A 23,097-nucleotide genomic window follows, 5' to 3' on the forward strand; every position below is an offset into this window, starting at 1 on the left:
TCGACCCCGTTCGCCGCGCCGGATAACCCACAATTATTTTCTCCATTAGCAAATATTAAGCGTCGGCATTTCTTAGCCACGAGTGATGACCGAACTCGTAGCCACGACGCCAGGGCTGTATCCGTTGCCCGACTGGGCGAAACAGCGACTCTCGGAGTTGAAAGGCCACCAGAAAGGCGACCTCGTCAGCGGTGACGAGGGTCCCGAAATCGTCGACGCGTACGACCGCGCCCGCGAAGAAGTCGTCGCCGACCAGACGTCTGCCGGGGTGGACCGAGTCGTCGAGGGGCAACTCCGCTGGGACGACAACCTCGCGCACCCGCTGACCGTCCACGACAGCGTCGAGACAGGCGGTATCGTCCGGTACTACGACAACAACAACTTCTACCGCGACCCGCAGGTCGTCGGCGAACTCGGGTTCTCCGGCGACGTGGCCGCGGAACTCGAGGCGACAAAGGAACTGCTCGGCGGTGACGACTCGCTGCAGGCGGTTCTCCCCGGCCCGTACTCGCTTTCGGACCTCGCGACCGACGAGCACTACGGCGACGAGGAGGCGTTCTTGGAGGGTGTCTCGGAGTTCCTCGCCGGTGAGGTCGAAGCGTTCCCCGAGCACGAGACACTGTTCCTCCTCGAACCGTCGCTCGTCGAGAACGCGCCCGAAGACGGCCTCGACGCGCGAGCGAGCGAAGCCATCGACACGGTCGCGTCGGCGACGGACGCCGACGTGGTCGTCCACAGCTACTGGGGCGCGCTGGAGGAGAAGGTGTACGCGCACCTGATGGACGCCGACGTGGACGCCGTCGGCTTCGACGTGGTGGCAGGCGACCGCTCGCAGACGCTGTACAACATCAACGAGTACGGCACGAAAGACAGCGTTGCGCTCGGCCTCGTCGACGGCCAGAACACGCTCGTCGAGTCGCCCGAGACCGTCTGCGACCGCATTGAGTGGGTCCAGGATCAGATCCCCGCACAGGAGTTCGACACCGTCTACGCGACGAGCAACACCGAACTGTTCTACCTGCCCGTGAACAAATATCGAGAGAAACTGGCCGCGCTGGCCGAGGGCGTCGCCCTCGCTCGTGGCGAGGAGACGGAGGTACAAGCATGAGCCGAGACGCCGACAACAGAGCGCAGTTCCGCCCGGACGTGCACGAGAACGACCACTTCCTCCTGACGACGGTGGTCGGCAGCTATCCGAAGCCGAAGTGGCTCAACCGCGCGAAAGAGCTCGCCGAGGACGAGGAGGCGCGCTTCGACGCCGACAACCTCGCGGAGGCGTACGACGACGCCTCGGAGGTCATCACCCACGAACACGAGCGCACCGGACTCGACACCGTCGTCGACGGCGAGATGCGCAGAAACGAGATGGTCGAGTTCTTCGCCGACCGCATCGACGGCTACGAGTTCAACGGTCCGGTGAAGGTGTGGGGCCACAACTACTTCGACAAGCCGAGCGTCGCCGACGAGGTGGAGTACGACGAACCGTGGCTCGTCGACGAGTTCGAGTTCACCCGCGACGTGGCCTCACGACCCGTCAAAGTCCCCATCACGGGACCGTACACGCTGGCGAACTGGTCGTTCAACGAGGCGTACGAGAACGAGGAGGAACTCGCCTACGACCTCGCGGACCTCGTCAACCTCGAAATCGAGAAGTTGGTCGAAGCGGGCGCGCGCTACGTCCAGATAGACGAACCCGCGCTGGCGACGACGCCCGACGATCACGCCATCGTCGGCGAGTGTCTCGAACGCATCGCCGACGGAATCCCCGAGGAGGTTCGCATCGGCCTGCACGTCTGCTACGGCGACTACTCGCGCATCTACCCCGAACTCAACGAGTTCCCCATCGACGAGTTCGACGTGGAACTCTGCAACGGCGACTACGAGCAGATCGACGTGTTCACCGAACCCGACTTCGAACCTGACCTCGCGCTCGGCGTCGTCGACGCCCACACCGCCGAGGTCGAACCGGTCGAGGAGATCAAGGAGAACATCAAGCAGGGGCTGAAGGTCGTCCCACCGGAGAAACTCACCATCTCGCCTGACTGCGGGCTCAAACTCCTGCCGCGCGAGATCGCCTACGGGAAGATGAAGAACTTGGTCACGGCCGCCCGCGAGGTCGAGAAGGAACTCGACGCGAACGAGATCGACCTCGACGCACCGGTACCGACGGCAGACTGACGCGCCGCGGGGAATCGAGCGCCGATCTCAGGCGTCTATCATCACGTCGGTCGCCTTCACGACGGCGTCGACGGAGTCGCCTTCCGAGAGGTCGAGACGCTCCGCCGAGTTCGCGGTGATGACGGACGTCACCGTCTGGCCGTCGTCGAGTTTGAGCTGTACCTCCGCGGTGTTCTCGCCGACTTCGAGGTACCGAATGGTCCCCGAGAGACGGGTGCGCGCGCTGAGCGTCATGCAGGTGTGGTGCCACGAGCAGCCGCAAAAGCGTTCGCCGCCGCCGCAGGGTGCCGGTTTCGACGGGCGACGGAGCCGTCAATACCATTTCTCGAATTCACATAAATTTTTGACCCCCGTCAAACAACACGCACAGTATGCCAGCGATGAGCACGCTCGACTGGATCGGGTTAGTCGTCCCGTTCGTCGCGTTTTTCGCGATGTTGATCGGCTACTACGTCCTCGAAGGACGGCGGGAACAACGGCTTCGCGCGGAGTACGAATCGGAGGGTGACCGTGCGAGCTGACGGCGCCGCAGGGATACTCCTGCAGGCCGACGGAATCGCGGGAACGATCCTGCAAGCGGACGGAATCGCGGGAACCGCGGGCACCTGGGTGCTCGTCACGTTCGCGGCGTACCTGCTGATACTCATCGGTATCGGGCTCTACACCTCCCGGTTCATGGACACCGTCGGCGACTACGTCATCGGCGGCCGCCGCATCGGTCCCGTCGTGACGGGGTTCTCCGAGCGCGCCTCCGAGATGAGCGGGTGGCTGACGCTCGGCGTTCCGGGCGACGCCTACTCGACCGGTATCATGGCGTTCTACAACGGACTGGGGATGATTCCGGCCGACCTGTTCGCGTGGGCCGGCATCGCGAAACGTCTCCGCAAGTACACCGAAATCGTGCGGGCAGTCACGCTGCCGACGTTCTTCGAGTACCGTCTCGGCGACGACACGGGGATGGTCAAGGGCGTCTCCTCGGTCGTCCTCATGCTGTTTGAGGGCGGCTACGTCGGCGCGCAGATCGTCGCCGCCGGTACCCTCCTAGAGGTGCTCACCGGCGTCGACACCGTCGTCGGCATCCTCGTCGGCGGCGTCATCGTCATTGGCTACACGTTCCTCGGCGGCTACTTCGCCGTGGCGTGGTCCGACTACTTCCAAGGTGCGATCATCCTCATCGCGTTCATCATCCTCCCGGTCATCGCGTTCGCCAACTACGGGCTCCCGTTCGAGGACGTCGCCGAGACGGCGGGGTCGTCGTTCACCAGCATCACCGCCGGAATGACGGGGTGGGCGGCGCTGTTCGGCATCATCAGCTACGCCGCCATCGGGTTGGGTGTCCCCGGAAATCCGCACATCATGGTGCGGTTCATGGGTATCGACCGCGTGAAGAACGTCCGAACCGCGGCGCTCGTCGCGCAGCTGTTCATGTTCGTCGCGTACATCGGCGCGGCACTGATCGGCCTGTACGCGCTCGTCGTCTTCGGACAGAACGGCGTCGCCGACATCGACAACGCGATGCCGCGACTCACGCTCGAACTCCTGCCGGGCGTCGTCGCGGGCATCGTCCTCGCGGCCGCGCTCGCGGCCATGATGTCGAGCGCGGACTCCCAACTGCTCGTCGCGACGAGCGCCGTCGTCGAGGACGTCTACCACGGCTTCTTCAACGAGGACGCCACCGAGGAGCAGTTGGTCCGCTACTCCCGCGTCGTCACGTTCGTCCTCGGCGGGGCGAGCGTCGCGTTCGCGTTCGCCGCCTCCGGGACGCCCATCTACACGCTCGTGCTCGATTACGCGTGGGGCGGACTCGGGGCTGCCATCGGTCCGACGGTCATCGCCGCGCTGTGGTGGAAGCGCGTCACCGCCGAGGGCTCCGTCGCCAGCATGGTCGTCGGGACGGTGACGATGATCGGCTGGACGCAACTGGAGACCGTACTCGGGATGATGAACGCGATGCCGTCGGCGGAGGCGTCGCCGTTTCTCTCGGGGCTCGTCGGCGTCTACGGGCTGTTCCCGGCATTCATCCTCTCGTCGCTCACGCTGATCGTCGTCTCGCTTCTCACCCGACCGCCGGAGGGCGTCGACGACGATTTCGACGTGTTCGAGAAGCCGCTGTCGGCGGTCGTCTCCGAGCGCCAGCGCGGTGGGGCACCCGACTACGTGACCGACGGCGGTCGCGACCGGCCGAAAGCCGTCACCGAAGCCGACAACATCCGCGCGCACGTCGCCGCGTCGAACTACTGGGACGACGGCGCGGCGGACGAAAAGCGGACGGAGGAGTGAGATGGTCGACGCCGCGCCCGTCTCGAACGACGCAGCACCCGTCTTCGACGACCGAACGGCCGTGGGACGGGTCGAACGCGCCGACCTTCCGGTCGTCAGCCCCGCTGTCTCTCGAGAGGAGATCGAATCGGACGGCCGCGTCGGCGTCGTCGCCTACCCCTACCGCGTCTACGAGACGCGCGTCACGATGGCGCGACCTCTCCTCGGCGACCGGGTCGCGACGGTGACCGCGAGCGTCGACCGGTCGCGACGGGTGGCGCTCCGCGCCGACGAGTTCCCCGAGGTGGAGACGCAGACGGTGACGGACGCTCTCGTGCTCCCGGCGGAACTCTCCTCGGCCGCCTGCGACGAGGAGGCGCGCGAGGCCGCGTTCAAGTGGACGCTCCGGAAGTTCTCGCTCAGCCGCGCGCCCGACATCGAGTTCGAGCGCGTCGTCGACGCCTACAAGCTGTTCTGGCTCGCCGAGCGCGACGACGGCGACGTAGTTGTCGACAGCGTGCGGGGCACCGAGCGGTCGCTGGACGAATAATCGTCGAGCGGCCGTCTCTCTGCCGCTGGAAGCTACGGACGGTACTCGAGCCAGCGGTCGCGGCTACGATTTTACTGTCGGGGTCAGAGCGAACTGAACGAAGAGGTTCGCTCGCGATGGCCGGAGCGGTCACGGAGCGCCCCTCACTTCGCGATGTCGCGACTCTCATCTCCGGAGACCTGCTTGGGAGGGACGACGACACCGGACCCGGCGTCGTCGGTTTCGACGCGCGTTCCGTGCGAGTGTCTGACTCCGTGCGAGTGCCTGGCGGTGTGTACACCGACCGTCGCGAGGACGCCACCGCTCAGACTTAGCGAAACGACGCGCACCGCCGGCGGGAGCACCGCGACCGCTGCACCGCCAGCAACCACCCCGAAGACGAAGGTCGCCTGAATCGCGAGGACGGCGGCGATGCCTCTTTGCCGACTTCGCGCGCCGTAGAGACCGCCGACGGCCGCAGTCTCCCCGGCGGCGTGGAGCGCGAGCACCAACGCGCCCGCGACCCCGAAGATCACGTTGGCAGCCGCAGCAGTGGCGAGGAGTCCTCCTTCGAGACACCGGTGAACGAGGACCGCTCCGAACGCCGCGTCGGCCTCAATCTCGCGACCCTCGCGCCGGTATCGCAGACCGGTCGCCGCCACACCGCCGACGCTCATGCCGAGGAGGCCGAAAAGCGGGTCGTCGAAGAGAGCTGCGATGATAGCACCCCCTCCGAGGACGACGAGTAATGCGGCGAGCGCGCGATTCGGAAACTCTGAGCCGGCCGCACGGCGCGCGACGGCGACACCGCCGACGAGGCTCACGACGACCGACAGCGCCACTACCAGACCGACGCTCAGCGCCACTCCGGTCGGCTGTCCCCCGGACCCCGGCGACTCGTGGGCGATGGCGATATCCGACACTCCGACGGGAGCCGGAACCGCGAGGACGGTGACGACGACGGCGACCACCATCGCGGCGGTGACAGCCGCGATACCGACTGGTCGGATCTGCATGCGGACGCGATCGAGACAACTATGGGTGGAGCGACGACGGGTTCGGGTCATAGCCACGGGTTCTCCGTCAGTTCGGCCTGCACGTCGGCTCCGACCGCGAGACGGCAGTCCGTGCGCGGTTCGGCGACGCAACAGAGCACGTATCCCTTCCGACACTGTCGCTCCTTGAGCGCTCTCGGCGGACGACGGTACTCGACCTCGCCCGCTAATAACCGGCCGGTGCACGTCCCGCATGCGCCGGTTCGACAACCGAAGGGGAGCGCGACGCCCGCCCGCTCTGCCGCCGTCAACACCGTCTCTCCGGGTTCGACGTCGACCGTCGCTTCCCTCCCGTCGAGCCAACCGAGGGTGACTCTCGCGGTCACTTCATATCCAGACGTCGCTGGTGCAGTCTGCGTCGGGCCAGCGAATCTCGTGGGCGCGCGCCGGCCCCGCAGGCAACTCCCCGAAGTCGACGAGGAACTCCTCGTCGAGCATCATCGTCCCCTTTCGTGGATTGACGTTCGCTTTCATCATCACCGACCCTCGCTCGGCCTCCTCGGGGAAGAACTGGTTGTCCCACGTCGAGTACAGCGACGTGGTGAAGTACAACCGCTCGCCGTCGAGCGAGAGTTGGAGCATCTGTGGCCCGGCGATGACCGGTCGGTCACGCTCTTCGGTTGCTTGCGTCGGGTACCGCTCTCCGAACATTCCACCTGCAGAGAGCGTATCGCTCAGTCGTGGGTTCGACGGGTCGCTGATGTCGTACATGTGGACCTCACCGTGAAGCCAGTTCGAGAAGACGAGGTAGCGGTCGTCCATCGAGACCAGGAGGTCGGTGATGAGACTCGGTACGGGCATCTCCCAGTCGTCGTGTTCGCGCGCCTCGACGTCGATGACCTTGTCGGCGTGCCAACTGCCGTCTCGCTCGTAGAAGTGGAACATGTTCGAAGAGAGCGCCGCCCCAACGTAGCCGTGGGCCGATTCCGGACTGTGCATGAACCGCACTTCGAGCGGAATCATCCCCTCCTCGCCGAGGTCGAGCGTCTGTTTCGGCGTCTGGTTCTCCCAGTCCCAGATGTGGATTTTGTGGCCGTACTTCCCACTTTCCACGTCTTCGAGGTCGAACCCCGGTTGGTAGATCTTCGGGGCCGCCCACTCTGAAGAGATCATCACGTTGCGACGTGGTTGGTACCAGAAGTCGTAGTTCATCTCGATATCGCCCGGCGAGTCGAAGCGACCGACGACGTTGAACGACTCGTTCAGTTCGAGGAACCCACCCGGCAGGTCTCCGTCTCTGTCGCCGAGCATGCTGACGAGGATGCGCCCACCAGGCGCACAGTGAACTGTGTGCGGCGCAGAGAGGCCGTGTTCGAAGACCTCCTCGGGTTCGATAACGGTCTCCATCTCCGGTTCACGTCGGGTCTCCGTGTCGATAATGTGGAGTCGTGAGGAGCGCTGGCCGGGAACGACGAGATACCGGCGGTCCAGGCCTTCGATGTGACACGACGACGAACAGGCGTTCCATCCGAAGTGATGTAACTCGTCGCCCTTGTTTGGCATCGACACTCGGTTGACGATTTCGCTGTACGTCTCCGATTGCGGGTCGGTATCGACGACGGCCAGAAAATCCGGCTCGTCGATGTCTGTTCCGACGTAGAGTCCCATCACGTACGCTACTTCTTCCGGCTCGGATTGTTCGATGGCCGCCTGCGGCGTCGTGTAGCCAACGCCGCTGTGGTCGTGGTGTGCGTGGTGGCTGTCGTCTGTATGATGTGTGTTACCAGAGCTCATAATTCGACAGTCACCGCAGAACGGCTTGACCTATTCGTCAGTATTTTAGATATCACAGCACACGTAGACTATCAGTCTGGACTGATAGACGCAGGAGCTACGTGCGGCGGTCGTACCGTTCGAACACCCACCGAGCGGTACCGTACGCCAATACTCGTGCAGCAGGCGCTTCCCGCCGTGGTTCCCAGTCGACGATCCACTCGCCGTTCGGCGCTCTTCGGACCGGGACTTCGGTTCCCAGTAGCTCCGAGAGGTTGCTCGGCGGAACGTCGTACCGCCGCAGAAGGGCTTCGAGTCGTGACCGCCCGTCGAGTCGCTCCGGCAGCGGGAACCACTCGCCGACGATAGGACCGCCGGGCGTCGGGATGGCGACGTCGATACGGACACCCTCGACGGGGTCTCTGGCGTACGCCGCCGGGCCGCGGCCGGGTCGGCGTCGCTCGGGGTCGACGGCCCGGACGACGCCGGTGTCGACGTGGCGTTCGAGCGCGAGCGATTCGAGTTCCCGTTCGACGTCTCCGAGAGTTCGATCGTCGGGGACGACCGTCGCCGTTCTCGCGGTGAGCGCGCTCGCGACCCGCGCGAGAAGCAGCGCGCCGGTTAACACGACGAAGACGTATCCGACGACGACGACGACCAGGAGTATCGTGAAGAGGGCGAGCAGTTGTGAGATGTCGACCATGATTACCTTCCCGCGGCGGCGTGGTGCCTCCGCTGATTCACGCTGAGAGAAGATGGCCGTGCGCATATCGCTTTGCGCGCCGCGGTTGAACTCTCTCGGGGGTGGGAGACTCAGGTGCACGGGATGAACGAAACCGAATCGAGAACAGCGGTCGCTCGGGAGTCGAAAAGCGAGAGAAACCGCCCGCGGTTCAGTGGTCTTCGTCTTCGTAGAGCCACTGCTCGTCAACGCGCTCGTAGTCGAGCAGTTCCTCGTCGTCGAAGAACAGACTGATCTCTCGTTCGTTCGCGCCCTCGTCCTCGTGGTCGGAGCCGTGGATGACGTTCCGGCCGAGGTCGAGACCGAAGTCGCCGCGGATCGTGCCCGGCGCGGAGTCGGCGGGGTCGGTCTCGCCCATCATGCGGCGGACCTGCTGGGTCGCGTCCGCGCCCTGCCAGACCATCGCGAAGACCGGCCCGGAGGTGATAAAGTCGACGAGTCCGTCGAAGAACGGTTTATCCTCGTGCTCGCCGTAGTGCTCGTGGGCGAGTTCCTCGTCGATCTGCATGAACTTCGCCGCGACGATTTTCAGGCCGCGGTCCTCGAATCGGGAGACGATGTCGCCGATGAGGCCGCGCTGGACGCCGTCGGGCTTGACCATCACGAACGTACGCTCGTCGTGGTGGCTCATTCGGCTCCTCCGCCGGCTTCGGTCCACTCGAGGTCGCGAGATTCGCGGCCGAGGTCGGCGTTCTTCTCGCACTTCGAGGAGCAGTAGTGAATGACTGTTCCGTCGGTGCGGACGAACATCGTGCCCGTGCCGGGTTCGATGTCCGCACCGCAGTAGTCGCAGTTTCGATTCTGTGGCATTGGCTTACTGGCCTCCGATGGAGTCCGCGTCACGCTGGGTCTCGCGGAGTTGGAGCACGTCGCCCTCTCGGACGGGACCCAACACGTTTCGCGTGATGATGCGGCCCTGGTTCGAGCCTTCGCGGATGCGGCATTTGACCTGCATGGCCTCGCCGTGCATCCCGGTCTTGCCAACGATCTCGATGACCTCCGCGGACGTCGAGTCGTTGGTACTCTCTTCTGCGCTCATGGTCGCTTACTGCAGGTCCTCGACCTTCGAGGCGATGTCTTCGACGTCCTCGTCCGCCTCTCCGGCGTCGACGACGGCGGCAGCGGCGCTGCCGACTTCGAGACCGGCCGCGTGGCCGATGTCGTCCTGCGTCTCGACGAAGATGTACGCGATGCCCTTCTCCTCCGCGAGTTCGGGCAGGTGCATGACGATCTCCTCGGGGGAGACGTCTTCGGCGATGTAGACGAGGTCGGCGTTGCCGCGCTCGATGGCTTTGGTCGTCTCGTTGGTTCCCTTCTTTACCGTACCGGTGTCTCGGGCGACCTCGAGCGCTTCGAGAGCGCGCTCGGCGAGGTCGGCCGGAACTTCGTAATCAACGTAAACTGGCATTGGTTGTTCACCTCCCTGTTCGTAGGCTCGCGCCCCACACCAGATGGTCGGTCCCTGATGGCGTGGGGCATCATCAACCTCGAACAGGTTGTACACTCCTGTAACGGAGCACCCCATAAAAGCGCTTTCAAAGCGTACAGGGCGTGGTACGCCGGCGCATGGCGATTTTCAGAAACGAGAGAGCGAGCGAGTTGACAGGAACCGGGCGGGCGTCGAGTCGGGTCGACCGCCGCCCAGACGAAATCGACATTACCCGCAAGCGACCAGTACGGACGATGGACGTGGCCGCCCTCGCCGACCGCCTCCGCGCCGAGGCCGAGCGCGCGAACGAACGCCGACTGCTCGTACTCGCTGGCGACCGCGACGCCGGTATCGACGCCGCCTACACCGCCCTCGACGCCGCCGGAATCCACGACGACGACGTGACCATCGTCACCTCGCGCGAGGGGTTCCGCTTCGAGCGCTACGCGCCGAACCACGCCGCGAACCTCCTCGGCCGAACTCGGAAGGCCGTCGTCCTCGACGCTCACGAGAAGTTCTCGCCGAACGCGCTCGGACAGGTCGTCGGTGCCGTCGACGGCGGCGGCCTGCTCGTCCTCCTGACGCCCCCGCTCTCGGAGTGGCCCGAGCGCCGCGAGTGGTTCGACGACCACCTCGCCGTGCCGCCGTTCGGCATCGACGACGTGGGAAGCGAGTTTCGTCGGCGACTCGTCGGGACGCTCCGCGAGCATCCGGGTATCGCCGTCGTCGACCTCGAGTCGAAAACCGTCGAACGCGACGGGCTCACCGACCCGTGGCCCGTCCGTCGCCGCGACCCGCGGAAACGTCCGGAGGCGACGACGGCGGCGACGGCAGCGGCGACACCGGCATTCCCCGAGACCGCCTACGACGCCTGTCTCACCGAAGACCAGGCCGACGCCGTCGACGCGCTGGAAGCGCTCCGCGACCCCGGACACGCCGTCGTCGTCGAGGCCGACCGCGGACGGGGGAAGTCGAGCGCCGCGGGTATCGCCGCGGGCGCGCTCGCCGCAGAGGGGAAAGACGTACTCGTCACCGCACCGACGTTCCGGAGCGCCCGCGAGGTGTTCGTCCGCGCCGCCGCGGTCGTCGAATCCCTCGACTGCCGGTCGGACGGGGGCGAGAACGAACGCCGAATCGAGACGACGACCGGCGGTCGAGTTCGCTTCGCGACTCCCGTCGACGCCGCCGAACGGTTCGCGAACTCCGACGGCGACGAGGACACCTCCGACGTCGTCCTCGTCGACGAGGCGGCGGCGCTCCCCGTTCGCCTCCTTTCGAAGTTCCTCGACGCGCCCGCCGTCGGCTTCTTCACCACTGTTCGCGGCTACGAGGGCGCGGGCCGCAGTTTCTCGGTGCGCTTCCGCGACAGGCTCGTCGAGAGCGACCTCTCGGTGACGGACGTGACGCTCGCGGAGCCGATTCGCTACGCGTCGGGCGATCCGCTCGAAATCTGGGCGTTCCGGGCGCTGCTGCTCGACGCTCGCCCGCCGGTAGACCAACTGGTCGCGGACGCGACGCCCGAGTCGGTCACGTATCGGTCGTTCGACGCCGACGACCTGCTCGCCGACGAGCACCTGCTTCGCGAGGTATTCGGTCTGCTCGTGCTCGCGCACTACCGGACGGAGCCGAACGACCTCGCGCGCTTGCTCGACGCGCCGAACCTCTCGGTTCGCGCGCTGCTGTACGACGGTCGCGTCGTCTCCGTCGCGCTGTTAGCTCGCGAGGGCGGGCTGTCGGAGTCGACACGGTGCGGGATGTACGAGGGCCAGCGCGTCGCCGGAAACATGATTCCCGACGTGCTGACGAGTCAACTCAGAGACGAGGGGGCCGCGTCGCCGGTCGGCTACCGCGTGCTCCGCATCGCGACGCACGACGCCGTCCGGTCGCGAGGACTCGGCTCTCGACTACTCGCCGAGGTGAGAGACGAGTTCGAAGAGAGCGCCGATTGGCTCGGCGTCGGCTACGGCGCGACGCCCGAACTGCTCTCCTTCTGGCGCGAGAACGGCTACGGGACGGTACACCTCTCGACGACGCGAAACGACACCAGCGGCGAGTACTCCGCGGTCATGCTCGACCCGCTCTCCGAGTCGGGACGGAAACTCGCCGAGCGACACTCGCGGTGGTTCCGAGAGCGCGCCATCGGCGTTCTCTCCGACCCGCTCCGAGACGCGGACCTCGACGTGGTCCGGGCGACGCTCCGGGCGACCGAATCGGCGGTCGAACCGGCGCTCTCCGACCACGAGTGGCGCGTCGTCGTCGGCGCGTCGTACGGGCCCGGTCTCTACGTCGCCGCACCCGGCGCGTTCCGTCGTCTCGCGCTCTCGCACCTCGTCGACGGCGTCGCGGACCTCTCCGCGCTCGAAGAGCGCTTACTCGTCCGAAAAGTGCTGCAGGCCCGGCCGTGGGACGTCGTCGCCGACGAACTCGACTACGTCTCGACTGGGCAGTGCATGCGGGCGCTCGGGACGGCGTTTCAGCCGCTCGTCGACCACTACGGCGCGGACGAACCGGTCGTCGCCGAGGAACGGGCGCGATTCGACAGGGGAGAGTAGCGGCGCGTCGAAGCCGACCGGGCGGTACGCCGAAGAGGGACGGCCGCGTACGAGGCCCATGGTCGAACCTCTCGGATGGATTGCACTCGCGCTGTTGGTCGTCGGGGTCGTCGGGAGCGTCGCGCCGTTGGTGCCCGGCGCGCTCGCGTCGCTGGCGGGCGTCTACCTCTACTGGTGGTCGACGGAGTTCGGCGAACCCGGGCTGCTGGCGGTCGTCGGTCTCACGTTCGTTGGTCTCACTGCCGTGGTCTTCGACTACTTCGCCGGTCCCATCGCCGCTCGGTACGGCGGGGCGTCGAACGGAACGACAGTCGTTGCGGCCGTCGTGGGCTTCCTGGCGTTCTTCGTCGCCGGGCCGCCGGGCATCCTCCTCGGCGTCGCCGGAACGGTGTTCGCGCTCGAGTTCTACAGAAATCGGGACGCCAACGCCAGTTTCAAATCGGCGCTGCTCGCGACGGTCGGCGTGCTGGCGTCGACGGCCGTACAGGTCGTGTTGACGCTGTTGATGCTCGTAGCGTTCGTCCTTCTCGTGTTCGTTTGAGCGTCGCCGTCTCTCGGCCGTTCCCTCCGAGACCTCGTCGCCGTCTGCGACGCCGTAGGAGACGATTCGACGGCGACGGCATCACCCGAGTCGGCCACATCGTACCTGGAGACCTCCGGGAAAAACGATGGTAATTCGTAGCTCCGTGCGAATGGGTACCTATGTCCGAGCAGACTAGGCGAACCGCATCGAATCGAGACGTCGAGACACGGTACGAAGAGTACCTGATGCCCATCTGGAAGAGCCTCAACGTGCCGGTCGAGCGCGCGTCGGGTTGTACGCTCGAAGATTTCGACGGCAACGAGTATCTCGACGTCTTCTCCGGCATCTCCGTGGTCAACGTCGGCCACGGCAACGAGGCGGTCGTCGACGCGGCGAAGGCCCAACTCGACGAGTTCGTCCACGGCTGTACCTACGTCCACCCGCACGAACCCGCGGCCGACCTCGCGGAGAAACTCGCCGATATCACGCCCGGCGACCTGCAGAAGTCGTTCTTCTGCAACTCCGGGACCGAGGCGGTCGAGGGGGCGATCAAACTCGCGCGGAAGTACACCGGCGGCAAGGAGATTCTCGCCTTAGAGATGGCGTTCCACGGCCGCACGCTCGGGAGTCTCGCGCTCACTGGCAACAAGACGTACAAGCGGGGGATGGCGCCGGTCATCAACGACGTGACGCACGCGCCAGCGCCGTACGGCTACCGCTGCGAGACGTGCGACGGCGACGCCTGCACCGCCGAGTGCGCCGACCGAATCGACCGCATCATCGACACCCACACGTCAGACGACCTCGCGGCCATCGTCGTCGAACCGGTGATGGGCGAGGGCGGCATCATCGTCCCCTCCGAGGCGTGGTTCCGGCGCGTGCGCGAAATCGCCGACGACAGGGGGGCGCTCCTCGTCGTCGACGAGGTGCAGGCGGGCTACGGCCGGACCGGCGAGATGTGGGCCATCGACCACTTCGACGTCGAACCGGACATCGTCACGCAGGCGAAGGGTATCGCTAACGGACTGCCGCTTGGCGCGTTCACCGCGTCGGCCGAGGTGGCGGACGCGTTCGGTCCGGGCGACCACCTCTCGACGTTCGGCGGGAACCCGGTCGCCTGCGCCGCCGCGCTCGCGACCATCGACGAACTGGAGAACGGCGTCGTCGACAACGCCCGCGAGCAGGGCGCGTGGCTCTCCGACCGACTCGCCGAACTGGAAGAGGAGTTCGACGTCGTCGGCGACACCCGCGGCCTCGGGCTGATGCAGGGCGTCGAACTCGTCGACCCAGACGAGACCGGACCGCTCGGCGTCGCCGCCGCACCGGACGCCGCGCTCGCGAAGCACGTCGGCGAGCGCCTCCGCGAGGACGGCGTCGTGATGGGCGTCGGCGGGTTCTACAAGAACGTGATGCGGTTCCAGCCGCCGCTCGTCATCTCCCGAGACCAACTGGAGCGCGCCGTCGAGGCGCTCCGAGACGCCATCGAAGCCGAGACGGCCTGAGAACGGAGCTAGCGAGCGACCGATTTCGTTCGAATCGACGCGAACGACGACGCCGACGGGCGCAGGTTTTTGAACGAAAAGGCGACCACCCCCGGCCGTGAGCTAACGAGTCGTCGCGGGGCGGTCGAGGCGAGTGTACGGCGAACCCCCCGCGAGAACGGAATCGTCGTCTGTTCGCAATCTGTGCGCCATCCGTTCGGCCATCGGCCCGAGAAGGAAGAGGAATCCGAGCGTTGGAACCGGGCCGAGAGGCGTCTCGGCTCAGCGATTCTCGTCGGGCCAGCGTTCGATGTAGACGGTCTCGTCGGTGTAGAACCGTATCATATCGTCGCCCTGTGCGTGGAGGTCGCCGAAGAACGACTCCTTGGCTCCGCCGAAGTGGTAGAACGCCATCGGCGCGGCGGTGCCGACGTTGACGCCGAGGTTACCGGCGTCGACCTCGTGGCGGAAACGCCGCGCCTCGCCGCCCCGCTCGGTGAAGAGGCTCGCGGCGTTGCCGAAGCGCGACTCGTTGACGATCGCGAGCGCGTCGTCGAAGTCGTCGGCGCGAATCAGCCCCAGCACCGGGCCGAATATCTCCTCACGCGCGACGGTCATCTCCGGAGTGACGTCGCCGAAGACGGTCGGCGCGAGGAAGGTGCCCGTCTCGGGGACCTCGGCGTCTCGGCCGTCGTAGAGGAGGGTCGCCCCCTCGGAGACGCCCGTTTCGACGTACTCCAGGACGCGCTCGCGGTGCTCGGCGGTGATTAGCGGGCCCACGTCCGACCCTGCGTAGAGACCGTTGTCGACGGTGAGGTCGGAGACCGCCTCGACCAGCCGGTCGGCGAACTCGTCGTACACCGCCGCCTCGACGACCGCCGTCGGGTTCGCGAGACACCGCTGCCCGGAGTTGGCGAACGCCGAGGCGACGGTCTGCTCGACGGCGAACTCGAGGTTCGCACTCGCCGAGACGACGACGTGGTTCTTCGCGCCACCCTGCGCCTGCACGCGCTTGCCGTGTTTCGCGGCGGTCTCGTAGACGTGTCTGGCGACGGGGGTGCTGCCGACGAAGGAGACGCCGGCGACGTCCTCGTGTGCCAACAGCGCGTTCACCGTCTCCGGACCGCCGTGCAGGAGGCTGACGACGCCGTCGGGAAAGCCCGCCTCCTCGACGAGTTCGACGATGCGCGTCGGCGTGAGCGGGTCGCGCTCGCTCGGTTTGAGGACGAACGCGTTGCCCGTCGCCACCGCGTACGGCAGGAACCACAGCGGGATCATCGCCGGGAAGTTGAAGGGCGTAATCGCCGCGAAGACGCCGAGCGGCTTTCGGACCGCCGTCTCGTCGATGCCCGGCGCGGCGTTCGGCAGGTGTCCGGCCTGCATCAGCGACGGGATGCCGCAGGCGACCTCGACGTTCTCAATGCCGCGGCGAATCTCTCCCTTCGCTTCGGCGAGCGTCTTGCCGTGCTCCTGGACGAGTACCTCGGCGAGGTCGTCCTGCTGGTCCTCGAGGAGCGACTTCAGCCGGAACAGCGGCTGGATTCGTTCCTCGACGGGGGTTCGACGCCACTCGTCGAACGCGTCGAGGGCGGCCGCGACCGTCTCGTCCACGTCGGCGTCGTCGCTGAAGGCGACTTCGGCGAGCGTCTCTTCGGTCGCGGGGTCGACGACGTCTCGCCGCTCGTCTCCGGACGGGGCGCGCCACTCGCCGCCGACGAAGTTTCGTACAGTCTCGCCCTCGGCGATCGGTCTGACCGGCATGGTCACTCGATGCGCTCCTCTTCGATGACGATGTCGCGCGCCGCGAGTTCGTCGACGAACGCCTCGGGGTCGAGAACCTCCTCGGGCGGCTTCGCGCCGGTCGAGAGTGCGTCTCCGCGCCCGACCACGGCGGCGGCGATACCCATGGGGACGCCGGTCCAGACGGCCGTCGCCTTCAGTCCCCAGTCGTCGAGGCGCGACTCGACCACCACCGACTCGCGGTAGTGCGCCCGCTCGCCGTCGGCCTCGCCGACCACGTCAACGCGGAACGACTTCCACTCCTCGACCGCCCCGGGCTTGGGCTGTCGGTCGAGGTGGAAGTCGAGGAACTCCCGCGGCGTCGTCTCGACGCCCTCGAACTCGACCGGCTCCTCGCTCGTCAGGTTCAGTCCGATGAGCACGTCGCAGATGTTCACGAGATCCGGCGAGAAAGCGACGCGGAAGTCGACCTCTCGGACGCCCTCGAAGACGTACGGCATCGTCGCGAGCTCGGAGTGGATGCTGTGGAACCCCTCGACCTCGCCGACGGGGTCGGGCATCTCGTAGCGCTCGCGGCCCGAGAGCGGTTCGACCTCCGCGAACTCGCCGTCGTGGAAGACGACCGGGTTCATCGTCAGCTCGTCAAGAATCGTCTTCGCGGAGTAGGCGAACCCCTCGCCGCCGCCCTTCGCGCCGGTGCGGATGTGGATCTCCTCGACCCGGTTGAGGTGACTCGCCGCCTTCGCCGTCGCGACGTTCGTCAGGCCGGGGCTCGCGCCGATGCCGAGGACGGCCGTGAGGCCCGCCTCACGGAACCGGTCGTCCAGCTCCAGCTGTTCCTGCGTCTTGTGGTAGAGGCCGCCGAGGTCGAGGTAGTGCGCGTCGGCTTCGAGGCAGGCCTCCATCACGTCGAGGTTGAACGCGTACGGGAGCGCGTTCGCCGCGACGTCGCTGTCGGCCAGCAGGTCGACGACCGCCTCGTGGTCGGTGACGTCGACCGTCGCCGTCTCGACGGTTCCGGGGAGTTCGGCCGCGAACGCCTCGGCCGCCTCGCGGTCGACGTCGGCGATGCAGAGTTCGTCGACCTCGTCGTTCTCCGCCAGTTCTCGCGAGGTGGCTCGGCCCATCGCGCCGCAGCCACCGAGTGCAGTAACCTTCATCTCAGTAATCTCTGTAGTTCATCATCACGGCCTTTACCTGCGTCATCGATTCGAGGTGCCACTTGCTGCCGTAGCGACCGCCCGACCCGCTCTCGCCGTAGCCGCCGAACGGGAGCAGTCGTTCCCAGTAGTTGTTCGTCTCGTTGACGAAGACGCCGCCCGCCTTGAGGCGATTGGCGGCGTCGTGCGCGCGGGCGAGCGAGTCCGTGAAGATGGCAGCCTGCAGCCCGTACCGCGAGCGGTTCGCTATCTCGATGGCCTCGTCGTAGTCGCGAGCGCGGATGATCGGGGTGACGGGTCCGAACGTCTCCTCGCGGGCGACCTCCATCGACTCGGTCACGTCGTCGAGCACCGCCGGCGTGTAGTAGAGACCGTCCGTCTCGCCGCCCGTCAGGAGCGTAGCACCCTCGCCGACCGCCGCCTCCACGTGGTCGACCGCCTTCCGCTGGATGCGCTCGGAGACCATTGGCCCGACGTCGGTCCCCTCCTCGAGGGGATCGCCGACGACGAGTTCGCGCGTCTTCTCGACGACCGCCTCGGCGAGCGCGTCGTGGACGCCCTCGGTGGCGATGACGCGCTCGGTGCCGCAGCAGACCTGTCCGGCGTTCCAGTTGCTCCCGACGACGATGCTCTCGGCCGCGTGGTCGACGTCGGCGTCGTCCAGCACGAGGATGGGGTCCTTCCCGCCCATCTCGAGGAGGCACTGCGCGTTTCGCTCGGCGGCCACCTTTGCGATCTCCTGTCCGACCGCCGTGCTCCCGGTGAAGGCGATGAGCCGGATATCCTCGTCGGCGACGAGCGAGGCGCCGGTGTCGCCCGCGCCCGTGACGAGGTTGAACGCGCCGTCCGGCAGCGAGGACTGGTCGAACGCCTTCGCGATGTGGTAGGCGGTCAGCGGCGTCTCCTCGGCGGGTTTGAACACGACCGGGTTCGCCGTCGCGATGGCCGAGTAGATGCTGCCGCCGGGCACCTCCAGCGGGAAGTTCCACGGGCTGATGACGGCACACGGACCGTACGGCTCCCGCTGGGTGTACGCGAAGCGTCCGCGGTGTTCCGAGGGGACGACGTCGCCGAACAGTCGAATCCCGTCGTGGGCGTAGTCGTCGCTCGAACTGATGACGTACTCCGTCTCCTCGTACGACTCGTGGAGGGGCTTGCCCTCCTCGCGGGTGATGAGTTCGGCGATCTCGTCCTCGTGCTCTTCGAAGTAGTCGGTCACCTCGTCGAGCACGGCGGCTCGCTCGAAGGCGGTCATCTCGCGGAGTTCGCGCTCGGCCTCGCGGGCGGCCACAACCGCCTTTCCTACGTCGCGGTCGTTCGCCGCCGGGATCGTGTCGATAACCTCGCCGTCGATCGGGGACACCACGTCGATGCCCTCGTCGGAGTCGGCGTCGACCCACTGTCCGTCTATGTACAGTTGTCTCATGGCGTGCTCTCACACACGATACTCGGGAGTCTATGAAAAACTTTTCTTAGGAATGCGACTTTGCCCGTAAAGAGTTCGGATTAACTCCCGCCTGAGGAAAACTCCTACAGGCTCGGCACGTCGAGGGCGACGTTCACCGCTTTGCTCTGGGTGTACTCCGCGAGCGCCTCCGCGGCGCACTCCCGTCCGATGCCCGACTGCTTGAAACCGCCGAACGGCGTCCCCGGGACCGTCCCGAAGTACTGATTCACCCAGACGCTCCCGGCCTGGATGTCGGCGGCCGCCCGGTGGGCCAAAGAGAGGTCGCTCGTCGCGACGCCGGCCGTCAGTCCGTACTCGACGCCGTTGGCGATTTCGATGGCCTCCTCGTACGACTCGAACGTCACGAGGAACTGGACGGGACCGAACACCTCCTCGCTCGCGATTCGCATGTCGGGCGTCACGTCGTCGAAGACGGTCGGTTCGAGGTAGTAGCCGTCGGCCAGCGCCTCGCCGTCGGGGCGCGCGCCGCCGGTCAGCACCGTCGCCCCCTCCTCCCGCCCGAGTTCGAGGTACTCCGTCACCTTCTCGCGGTGGCTCTCGTAGCAGAGCGGTCCGAGATTCGTCTCCTCCGCGAGCGGGTCGCCGGGTTCGTAGGCGGCGACCTCGTCGAGGTAGCGGTCGAGGAACGCCTCCTTGACGTCCTCGTGGACGAGGATACGCGAGGCCGAGTCGCAGGACTGGCCCGCGTTGTAGAACCCGCCGACCGCGGCGGTCGACGCCGCCGCGTCGAGGTCGGCGTCCGGGAACACCACGAAGGGGTTCTTGCCCCCGAGTTCGAGCGTGACCGGCGTCACGCGGTCGGCCGCCGCGCGCATGACCTCTCTGCCGACCGGGACCGACCCGGTGAACGAGAGTTTCCGGACGTCCGCGTGGGCCGTCAGCGCCGTTCCCGCCTCCTCGCCGAAGCCGGGGACGACGTTCAGAACGCCGTCGGGGAGCACGCCTTCCGAGAGCTGCGCCGCGCGGACGACGGCGAGCGGGGCCTGCTCGGCGGGCTTGCAGACGCTCGCGTTACCGGCCGCCAGCGCCGCGCCCACCTTCCACCCCATCAGGAGGATGGGGTAGTTCCACGGGAGAATCTCCCCGGTGACGCCGTAGGGTTCGCGCCGGACGTAGGCGTGGGAGTCCGACCCCGTCGCGACCTGGTCGCCGCCCTGCGCCCGGGCGACGTCCGCGTAGTACTCGAAGAAGTTGAGGCCGTTCTCCACGTCCGCGCGCGCGAAGGAGAGCGGCTTGCCGACCTCGAGGCTCTCCAGTAGGGCGAGTTCGTCGAGGTGGTCGCGCATGACGTCGATCCACTCGCGGATGAGCGCCGAGCGCTCCGAGGCGGTCCTGTCGGCCCACTCGGTCTCGTAGCCCTCGCGGGCCGCCGCGACGGCGGCGTCGACGTCCGCTTCGGTGCAGCGGGCGACCGGGGCGATGGGTTCGTCGACCGCGGGGTCGCGCGGGGAGAACGTCCGGCCGTCGGCGGCTGCCGCACGCTCTCCGCCGATCCACGCGTCGAAGGACGTCTCCGCGGCGGCTCGGTTCCTGGCTCGTTCGTGATTCTCGTCGATGCTGTCGGTGAAGTCGGTGAAGTCGGTAGACATTGGTCTCGTGTCGCTGTTAGCTGTGGTCGTACTACTGTGCGGGACGCGCTCGTGGCGCTGCGCCGGGTCCAGTTCTGCAACGGGGTGGGAAGCGGTGTCGACGCCGTCGCGAACGCGGAGTCGAACCGGGAGTCACTCGGTGAGGACGACGGCGTTGCTCGGCTTCCACCCGACGCGTATCTGTCGCCCGACGCTGAGATACTCTCCCTGATCTCGAATCTGCATGTCGACGGTCAACTGCTGGCCGTTGCGGAGGCGGACGACGAACTTCCCGACGTTCCCCTTGTAGATCTCGTCGACGACCTCCGCCTCGAAGTCGTTCGGCAGTCCCGAGACCTCGTCGCCGATGCGTATCTTCTCGGGGCGGACGGCGAAGGCGACCCGGCCGCTCGCCTCCGGCGTCTTCGGGACACGGAAGGAGAGACCGTTTCGTTGGACGACCGCCTCTCCGCCCGCTTCCCCGTACTCGCCGTGGACGAGGTTCGTCTCGCCGATGAAGTCCGCGACGAACTCGGTGTTCGGCTCCTCGTATATCTCGGTCGCGGTGCCGAGCTGTTCGAGGTGGCCGTCGTTCATCACCGCGATCTCGTCGCTCATCGTCAGCGCCTCCTCTTGGTCGTGCGTGACGTAGACGAACGTCGTGTTCAGCTCCTCCTGGAGGTTCTTCAGTTCGACCTGCATGTTCTTCCGGAGCTTCAGGTCGAGCGCGCCCAGCGGTTCGTCGAGCAGCAGGACGGTCGGCTCCGTGACGAGCGCGCGAGCCAGCGCGACGCGTTGCTGCTGGCCGCCCGAGAGTTCGCTGATGCGTCGGTCCTCGTACTCCGGCAGTTCGACGAGGTCGAGCGCGCGCGAGACGCGGGCGTCTATCTCCTCGCTCCCTTGGCGGCGGACGAGTCGCCGAAGCGACCCTGTGATACCGGTCGGACGCGTCGTCGCGCCGCCGGAGTCGCTTGTCTCGCCGCCGTCTCCAGCGACCTGTGACGAGGCGCGGGTCGCCTCGTCCGTCCCCTCGCCGGTGACGGTCCGTCGTTCGGGGATTCCCTGCATCTGGAGCCCGAAGGCGACGTTCTCGCCGACGGTCATGTGCGGGAACAGCGCGTACGATTGGAACACCATACTCGTGTCCCGTTCGAACGGCGGGACGTCGTTGACCCGCTCGTCGCCGATGTAGACGTCGCCCTCCGTCGGCGTCTCGAAGCCCGCGATGCAGCGGAGCGTGGTCGTCTTCCCGCAGCCGCTCGGCCCCAGGAGCGTCAGAAACTTCCCGCGCTCGATAGAGAGGCTCACGTCGTCGACCGCGGTTACGTCTCCGAATCGCTTCGTGATGCCGTCGAGGCGTACGTCGTAGGTTTCGGGCATGGAATCTGTCGATCAGGCGTTTTGGATCTCCGTCCAGGCCTCGTCGTACATCGTCGTCGCCTGGCCGATGTTCTGGATGAACTCGAGGTTCTCCATCGTCTGGTCGCTCGGATAGATGGACTCGTTCTCCAGTATCTCGGAGTCGATGTGCTCTTTGGCGGCTTCGTTCGGACTGGCGTAGTAGGTCCAGTTCGTGATCTTCGCGCCGATCTGTGGGTTCAGGTAGTAGTTCATGAACGCGTGCGCGGCGTTCGGATGCTTCGCCTCCGACGTGATGGCTCCGTTGTCCACCCAGACGACGCCGCCCTCCTTCGGGACGACGTAGTCGATGGGCGACGAGCCGTCCTCGTACGTCTCCCAGTACGCCGCGAACACGTCGCCCGACCAGCCGTGGACCGGGCTGGCCTGCTTGTTGATGAGGTTCGTCTTGAAGTTCGAGGAGTCGTACGTCTTGAGCAGGTCCTTCTGCTGGATGAGCAGCTCTTTCGCCTCCTGTACCTCGCTCTCGTTTTTCGTGTTCAGCGAGTAGCCGAGCTGTTTCAGCGCCGCGCCGATCGTCTCGCGCATGTCGTCGAGCATCGTTATCTGGCCGGACCACTCCTCGTTCCACATCGCGTCCCAGGAGTCGATGCTCACGTCCTCGCCGAGCATCTCCCTGTTGAAGCCGATGCCGGAGGTACCCCACTGATAGGGCACCGAGTGCAGCGCATCGCCGGGGTCGTACGGCGCATCAGTGAAGCGTTCCGTGATGTTCTCGAGGTTGGGCACCTTCGACCGCTCGACCTGTCGAATCATCTCCTGGTCGGCCAGAACGCTGATCATGTAGTCGCTGGGGAAGATGAGGTCGTACTGGCCCGTCCCGCCGGCGTTCAGCTTGTTGAACATCTCCTCGTTCGAGGCGTAGTTAGAGACGTTTACCTCCACGCCGTACGCCTGTTCAAACTCTGAGACTGTCTCGTCGGGCCAGTAGTCACCCCACTGGAAGATGTTCAGTCGGTCCTCCAGTTCGTAGTCCAGTTCCTGAAGCCCGTACTCCTCGCGAAGCGACGCGTCGCCGCCGTCTGCGCTTCCTCCGCCGCCCCCGGAGCCGTTCCCTCCGCCGTCCCCCGAGCCGTTCCCTCCGCTGTTCTCGCCGTCTCCGCCGCTGGTACAGCCGGCGAGTCCGGTGAGACCGACCGCGGTCAACGAGCCGCTCGCTTTCAGGTACGTCCGCCGACTAATTTTTCGTTGCTTGTTCATCTCTTGCATGCTTCTCTTTTCGCCCAATGGGTAGTATGTGGGATAAATATTGTGCTAAATTGGGGCCACAGACGAAGGATT

At 66.4% G+C, this 23,097-nt stretch carries 23 protein-coding genes; 8 read left to right on the top strand and 15 right to left on the bottom strand.

The features are described from left to right. Positions 1–85 precede the first annotated feature (85 nt). Positions 86–1,108: a 5-methyltetrahydropteroyltriglutamate--homocysteine methyltransferase gene (locus LAQ58_RS04395; RefSeq protein WP_224449399.1), complete on the top strand. Its 1,023-nt coding sequence runs from the start codon at positions 86–88 to the stop codon at positions 1,106–1,108. Then, the gene (locus LAQ58_RS04400; RefSeq protein ID WP_224449400.1) at positions 1,105–2,178 is read left to right on the top strand and encodes a methionine synthase; all 1,074 of its coding nucleotides are present in this window, start codon (positions 1,105–1,107) and stop codon (positions 2,176–2,178) included. Before LAQ58_RS04395 ends, LAQ58_RS04400 begins: the two co-directional genes overlap by 4 nt. Positions 2,179–2,205: 27 nt before the next feature. Here the strand turns inward: LAQ58_RS04400 and LAQ58_RS04405 are convergent, their stop codons facing one another. After that, on the bottom strand, positions 2,206–2,412 hold the full coding sequence (locus LAQ58_RS04405; protein ID WP_224449401.1) for a TOBE domain-containing protein: 207 nt from the start codon (positions 2,410–2,412) through the stop codon (positions 2,206–2,208). Between the two features lie 137 nt (positions 2,413–2,549). On the opposite strand from LAQ58_RS04405, the gene LAQ58_RS04410 reads away from it, so the two are divergent. From LAQ58_RS04410 to LAQ58_RS04420, 3 genes are all read left to right on the top strand, one after another. Next, positions 2,550–2,699: a hypothetical protein gene (locus LAQ58_RS04410; protein WP_224449402.1), complete on the top strand. Its 150-nt coding sequence runs from the start codon at positions 2,550–2,552 to the stop codon at positions 2,697–2,699. Positions 2,700–2,853: 154 nt separating this feature from the next. Next, entirely contained in the window at positions 2,854–4,458 is a 1,605-nt protein-coding gene (locus LAQ58_RS04415; protein ID WP_425490729.1) for a sodium/proline symporter, read from the top strand. Position 4,459: 1 nt separating this feature from the next. Then, on the top strand, positions 4,460–4,987 hold the full coding sequence (locus tag LAQ58_RS04420; protein ID WP_224449404.1) for a hypothetical protein: 528 nt from the start codon (positions 4,460–4,462) through the stop codon (positions 4,985–4,987). Positions 4,988–5,130: 143 nt separating this feature from the next. Here LAQ58_RS04420 and LAQ58_RS04425 read toward each other — a convergent pair whose 3' ends face one another. The 8 genes from LAQ58_RS04425 to rpl7ae form a co-directional block, all read right to left on the bottom strand. Beyond that, positions 5,131–5,982 carry a hypothetical protein gene (locus tag LAQ58_RS04425; RefSeq protein ID WP_224449405.1) on the bottom strand — a complete coding sequence of 284 codons (852 nt, stop codon included), beginning with the start codon at positions 5,980–5,982 and terminating at the stop codon, positions 5,131–5,133. Positions 5,983–6,029: 47 nt separating this feature from the next. Next, complete coding sequence (locus LAQ58_RS04430) at positions 6,030–6,347, bottom strand: 2Fe-2S iron-sulfur cluster-binding protein (RefSeq protein WP_224449406.1); 318 nt, start codon at positions 6,345–6,347, stop codon at positions 6,030–6,032. Between the two features lies 1 nt (position 6,348). Next, the gene (locus tag LAQ58_RS04435) at positions 6,349–7,755 is read right to left on the bottom strand and encodes a selenium-binding family protein (RefSeq protein WP_224449407.1); all 1,407 of its coding nucleotides are present in this window, start codon (positions 7,753–7,755) and stop codon (positions 6,349–6,351) included. Between the two features lie 97 nt (positions 7,756–7,852). Further along, positions 7,853–8,437, bottom strand: a complete 585-nt coding sequence (locus tag LAQ58_RS04440) for a hypothetical protein (RefSeq protein ID WP_224449408.1) — start codon at positions 8,435–8,437, stop codon at positions 7,853–7,855. A gap of 190 nt (positions 8,438–8,627) precedes the next feature. Beyond that, complete coding sequence (ndk, locus tag LAQ58_RS04445) at positions 8,628–9,107, bottom strand: nucleoside-diphosphate kinase (RefSeq protein WP_224449409.1); 480 nt, start codon at positions 9,105–9,107, stop codon at positions 8,628–8,630. Then, a complete protein-coding gene (locus tag LAQ58_RS04450) occupies positions 9,104–9,286 on the bottom strand; it encodes a 50S ribosomal protein L24e (protein ID WP_224449410.1) in 183 nt (60 codons plus the stop codon). Before LAQ58_RS04450 ends, ndk begins: the two co-directional genes overlap by 4 nt. A gap of 4 nt (positions 9,287–9,290) precedes the next feature. Then, positions 9,291–9,515 carry a 30S ribosomal protein S28e gene (locus LAQ58_RS04455; protein WP_058582947.1) on the bottom strand — a complete coding sequence of 75 codons (225 nt, stop codon included), beginning with the start codon at positions 9,513–9,515 and terminating at the stop codon, positions 9,291–9,293. A gap of 6 nt (positions 9,516–9,521) precedes the next feature. Further along, entirely contained in the window at positions 9,522–9,884 is a 363-nt protein-coding gene (gene rpl7ae, locus LAQ58_RS04460) for a 50S ribosomal protein L7Ae (protein WP_224449411.1), read from the bottom strand. A gap of 275 nt (positions 9,885–10,159) precedes the next feature. Between rpl7ae and tmcA the strand changes: the two genes are divergently transcribed. From tmcA to LAQ58_RS04475, 3 genes are all read left to right on the top strand, one after another. Next, the gene (tmcA, locus tag LAQ58_RS04465) at positions 10,160–12,457 is read left to right on the top strand and encodes a tRNA(Met) cytidine acetyltransferase TmcA (protein WP_224450215.1); all 2,298 of its coding nucleotides are present in this window, start codon (positions 10,160–10,162) and stop codon (positions 12,455–12,457) included. A 58-nt stretch (positions 12,458–12,515) separates the two neighbouring features. Further along, the gene (locus LAQ58_RS04470; RefSeq protein ID WP_224449412.1) at positions 12,516–12,998 is read left to right on the top strand and encodes a DUF456 family protein; all 483 of its coding nucleotides are present in this window, start codon (positions 12,516–12,518) and stop codon (positions 12,996–12,998) included. A gap of 161 nt (positions 12,999–13,159) precedes the next feature. Beyond that, entirely contained in the window at positions 13,160–14,482 is a 1,323-nt protein-coding gene (locus LAQ58_RS04475; protein WP_224449413.1) for an aspartate aminotransferase family protein, read from the top strand. Positions 14,483–14,743: 261 nt separating this feature from the next. On the opposite strand, the gene LAQ58_RS04480 is transcribed toward LAQ58_RS04475, so the two are convergent. The 6 genes from LAQ58_RS04480 to LAQ58_RS04505 form a co-directional block, all read right to left on the bottom strand. Then, complete coding sequence (locus LAQ58_RS04480) at positions 14,744–16,222, bottom strand: CoA-acylating methylmalonate-semialdehyde dehydrogenase (protein WP_224449414.1); 1,479 nt, start codon at positions 16,220–16,222, stop codon at positions 14,744–14,746. Positions 16,223–16,224: 2 nt separating this feature from the next. Continuing rightward, positions 16,225–17,361: a saccharopine dehydrogenase family protein gene (locus LAQ58_RS04485; protein ID WP_224449415.1), complete on the bottom strand. Its 1,137-nt coding sequence runs from the start codon at positions 17,359–17,361 to the stop codon at positions 16,225–16,227. A gap of 1 nt (position 17,362) precedes the next feature. Continuing rightward, positions 17,363–18,787, bottom strand: coding sequence for an aldehyde dehydrogenase family protein (locus LAQ58_RS04490; protein WP_224449416.1), 1,425 nt, complete (start codon positions 18,785–18,787; stop codon positions 17,363–17,365). 104 nt (positions 18,788–18,891) lie between these two features. Then, on the bottom strand, positions 18,892–20,418 hold the full coding sequence (locus LAQ58_RS04495) for an aldehyde dehydrogenase family protein (RefSeq protein ID WP_224449417.1): 1,527 nt from the start codon (positions 20,416–20,418) through the stop codon (positions 18,892–18,894). A 132-nt stretch (positions 20,419–20,550) separates the two neighbouring features. Next, a complete protein-coding gene (locus LAQ58_RS04500; RefSeq protein WP_224449418.1) occupies positions 20,551–21,777 on the bottom strand; it encodes an ABC transporter ATP-binding protein in 1,227 nt (408 codons plus the stop codon). Between the two features lie 12 nt (positions 21,778–21,789). Next, on the bottom strand, positions 21,790–23,016 hold the full coding sequence (locus LAQ58_RS04505) for an extracellular solute-binding protein (protein WP_224449419.1): 1,227 nt from the start codon (positions 23,014–23,016) through the stop codon (positions 21,790–21,792). Between the last annotated feature and the right edge of the window lie 81 nt (positions 23,017–23,097).

Source organism: Haloprofundus salilacus (genome assembly GCF_020150815.1).
Taxonomy (GTDB): domain Archaea; phylum Halobacteriota; class Halobacteria; order Halobacteriales; family Haloferacaceae; genus Haloprofundus; species Haloprofundus salilacus.

Coding starts and splice junctions, on each gene's coding strand:
- LAQ58_RS04490 (WP_224449416.1), bottom strand. CDS start 18,787: ATGAGACAACTGTACATAGACGGACAGTGGGTCGACGCCGACTCCGAC.
- LAQ58_RS04450 (WP_224449410.1), bottom strand. CDS start 9,286: ATGCCACAGAATCGAAACTGCGACTACTGCGGTGCGGACATCGAACCC.
- LAQ58_RS04395 (WP_224449399.1), top strand. CDS start 86: ATGACCGAACTCGTAGCCACGACGCCAGGGCTGTATCCGTTGCCCGAC.
- LAQ58_RS04415 (WP_425490729.1), top strand. CDS start 2,854: ATGGACACCGTCGGCGACTACGTCATCGGCGGCCGCCGCATCGGTCCC.
- LAQ58_RS04420 (WP_224449404.1), top strand. CDS start 4,460: ATGGTCGACGCCGCGCCCGTCTCGAACGACGCAGCACCCGTCTTCGAC.
- rpl7ae (WP_224449411.1), bottom strand. CDS start 9,884: ATGCCAGTTTACGTTGATTACGAAGTTCCGGCCGACCTCGCCGAGCGC.
- LAQ58_RS04475 (WP_224449413.1), top strand. CDS start 13,160: ATGTCCGAGCAGACTAGGCGAACCGCATCGAATCGAGACGTCGAGACA.
- LAQ58_RS04485 (WP_224449415.1), bottom strand. CDS start 17,361: ATGAAGGTTACTGCACTCGGTGGCTGCGGCGCGATGGGCCGAGCCACC.
- tmcA (WP_224450215.1), top strand. CDS start 10,160: ATGGACGTGGCCGCCCTCGCCGACCGCCTCCGCGCCGAGGCCGAGCGC.
- LAQ58_RS04440 (WP_224449408.1), bottom strand. CDS start 8,437: ATGGTCGACATCTCACAACTGCTCGCCCTCTTCACGATACTCCTGGTC.
- LAQ58_RS04470 (WP_224449412.1), top strand. CDS start 12,516: ATGGTCGAACCTCTCGGATGGATTGCACTCGCGCTGTTGGTCGTCGGG.
- LAQ58_RS04435 (WP_224449407.1), bottom strand. CDS start 7,755: ATGAGCTCTGGTAACACACATCATACAGACGACAGCCACCACGCACAC.
- LAQ58_RS04400 (WP_224449400.1), top strand. CDS start 1,105: ATGAGCCGAGACGCCGACAACAGAGCGCAGTTCCGCCCGGACGTGCAC.
- LAQ58_RS04405 (WP_224449401.1), bottom strand. CDS start 2,412: ATGACGCTCAGCGCGCGCACCCGTCTCTCGGGGACCATTCGGTACCTC.
- LAQ58_RS04495 (WP_224449417.1), bottom strand. CDS start 20,418: ATGTCTACCGACTTCACCGACTTCACCGACAGCATCGACGAGAATCAC.
- LAQ58_RS04480 (WP_224449414.1), bottom strand. CDS start 16,222: ATGCCGGTCAGACCGATCGCCGAGGGCGAGACTGTACGAAACTTCGTC.
- LAQ58_RS04505 (WP_224449419.1), bottom strand. CDS start 23,016: ATGAACAAGCAACGAAAAATTAGTCGGCGGACGTACCTGAAAGCGAGC.
- ndk (WP_224449409.1), bottom strand. CDS start 9,107: ATGAGCCACCACGACGAGCGTACGTTCGTGATGGTCAAGCCCGACGGC.
- LAQ58_RS04410 (WP_224449402.1), top strand. CDS start 2,550: ATGCCAGCGATGAGCACGCTCGACTGGATCGGGTTAGTCGTCCCGTTC.
- LAQ58_RS04500 (WP_224449418.1), bottom strand. CDS start 21,777: ATGCCCGAAACCTACGACGTACGCCTCGACGGCATCACGAAGCGATTC.
- LAQ58_RS04455 (WP_058582947.1), bottom strand. CDS start 9,515: ATGAGCGCAGAAGAGAGTACCAACGACTCGACGTCCGCGGAGGTCATC.
- LAQ58_RS04425 (WP_224449405.1), bottom strand. CDS start 5,982: ATGCAGATCCGACCAGTCGGTATCGCGGCTGTCACCGCCGCGATGGTG.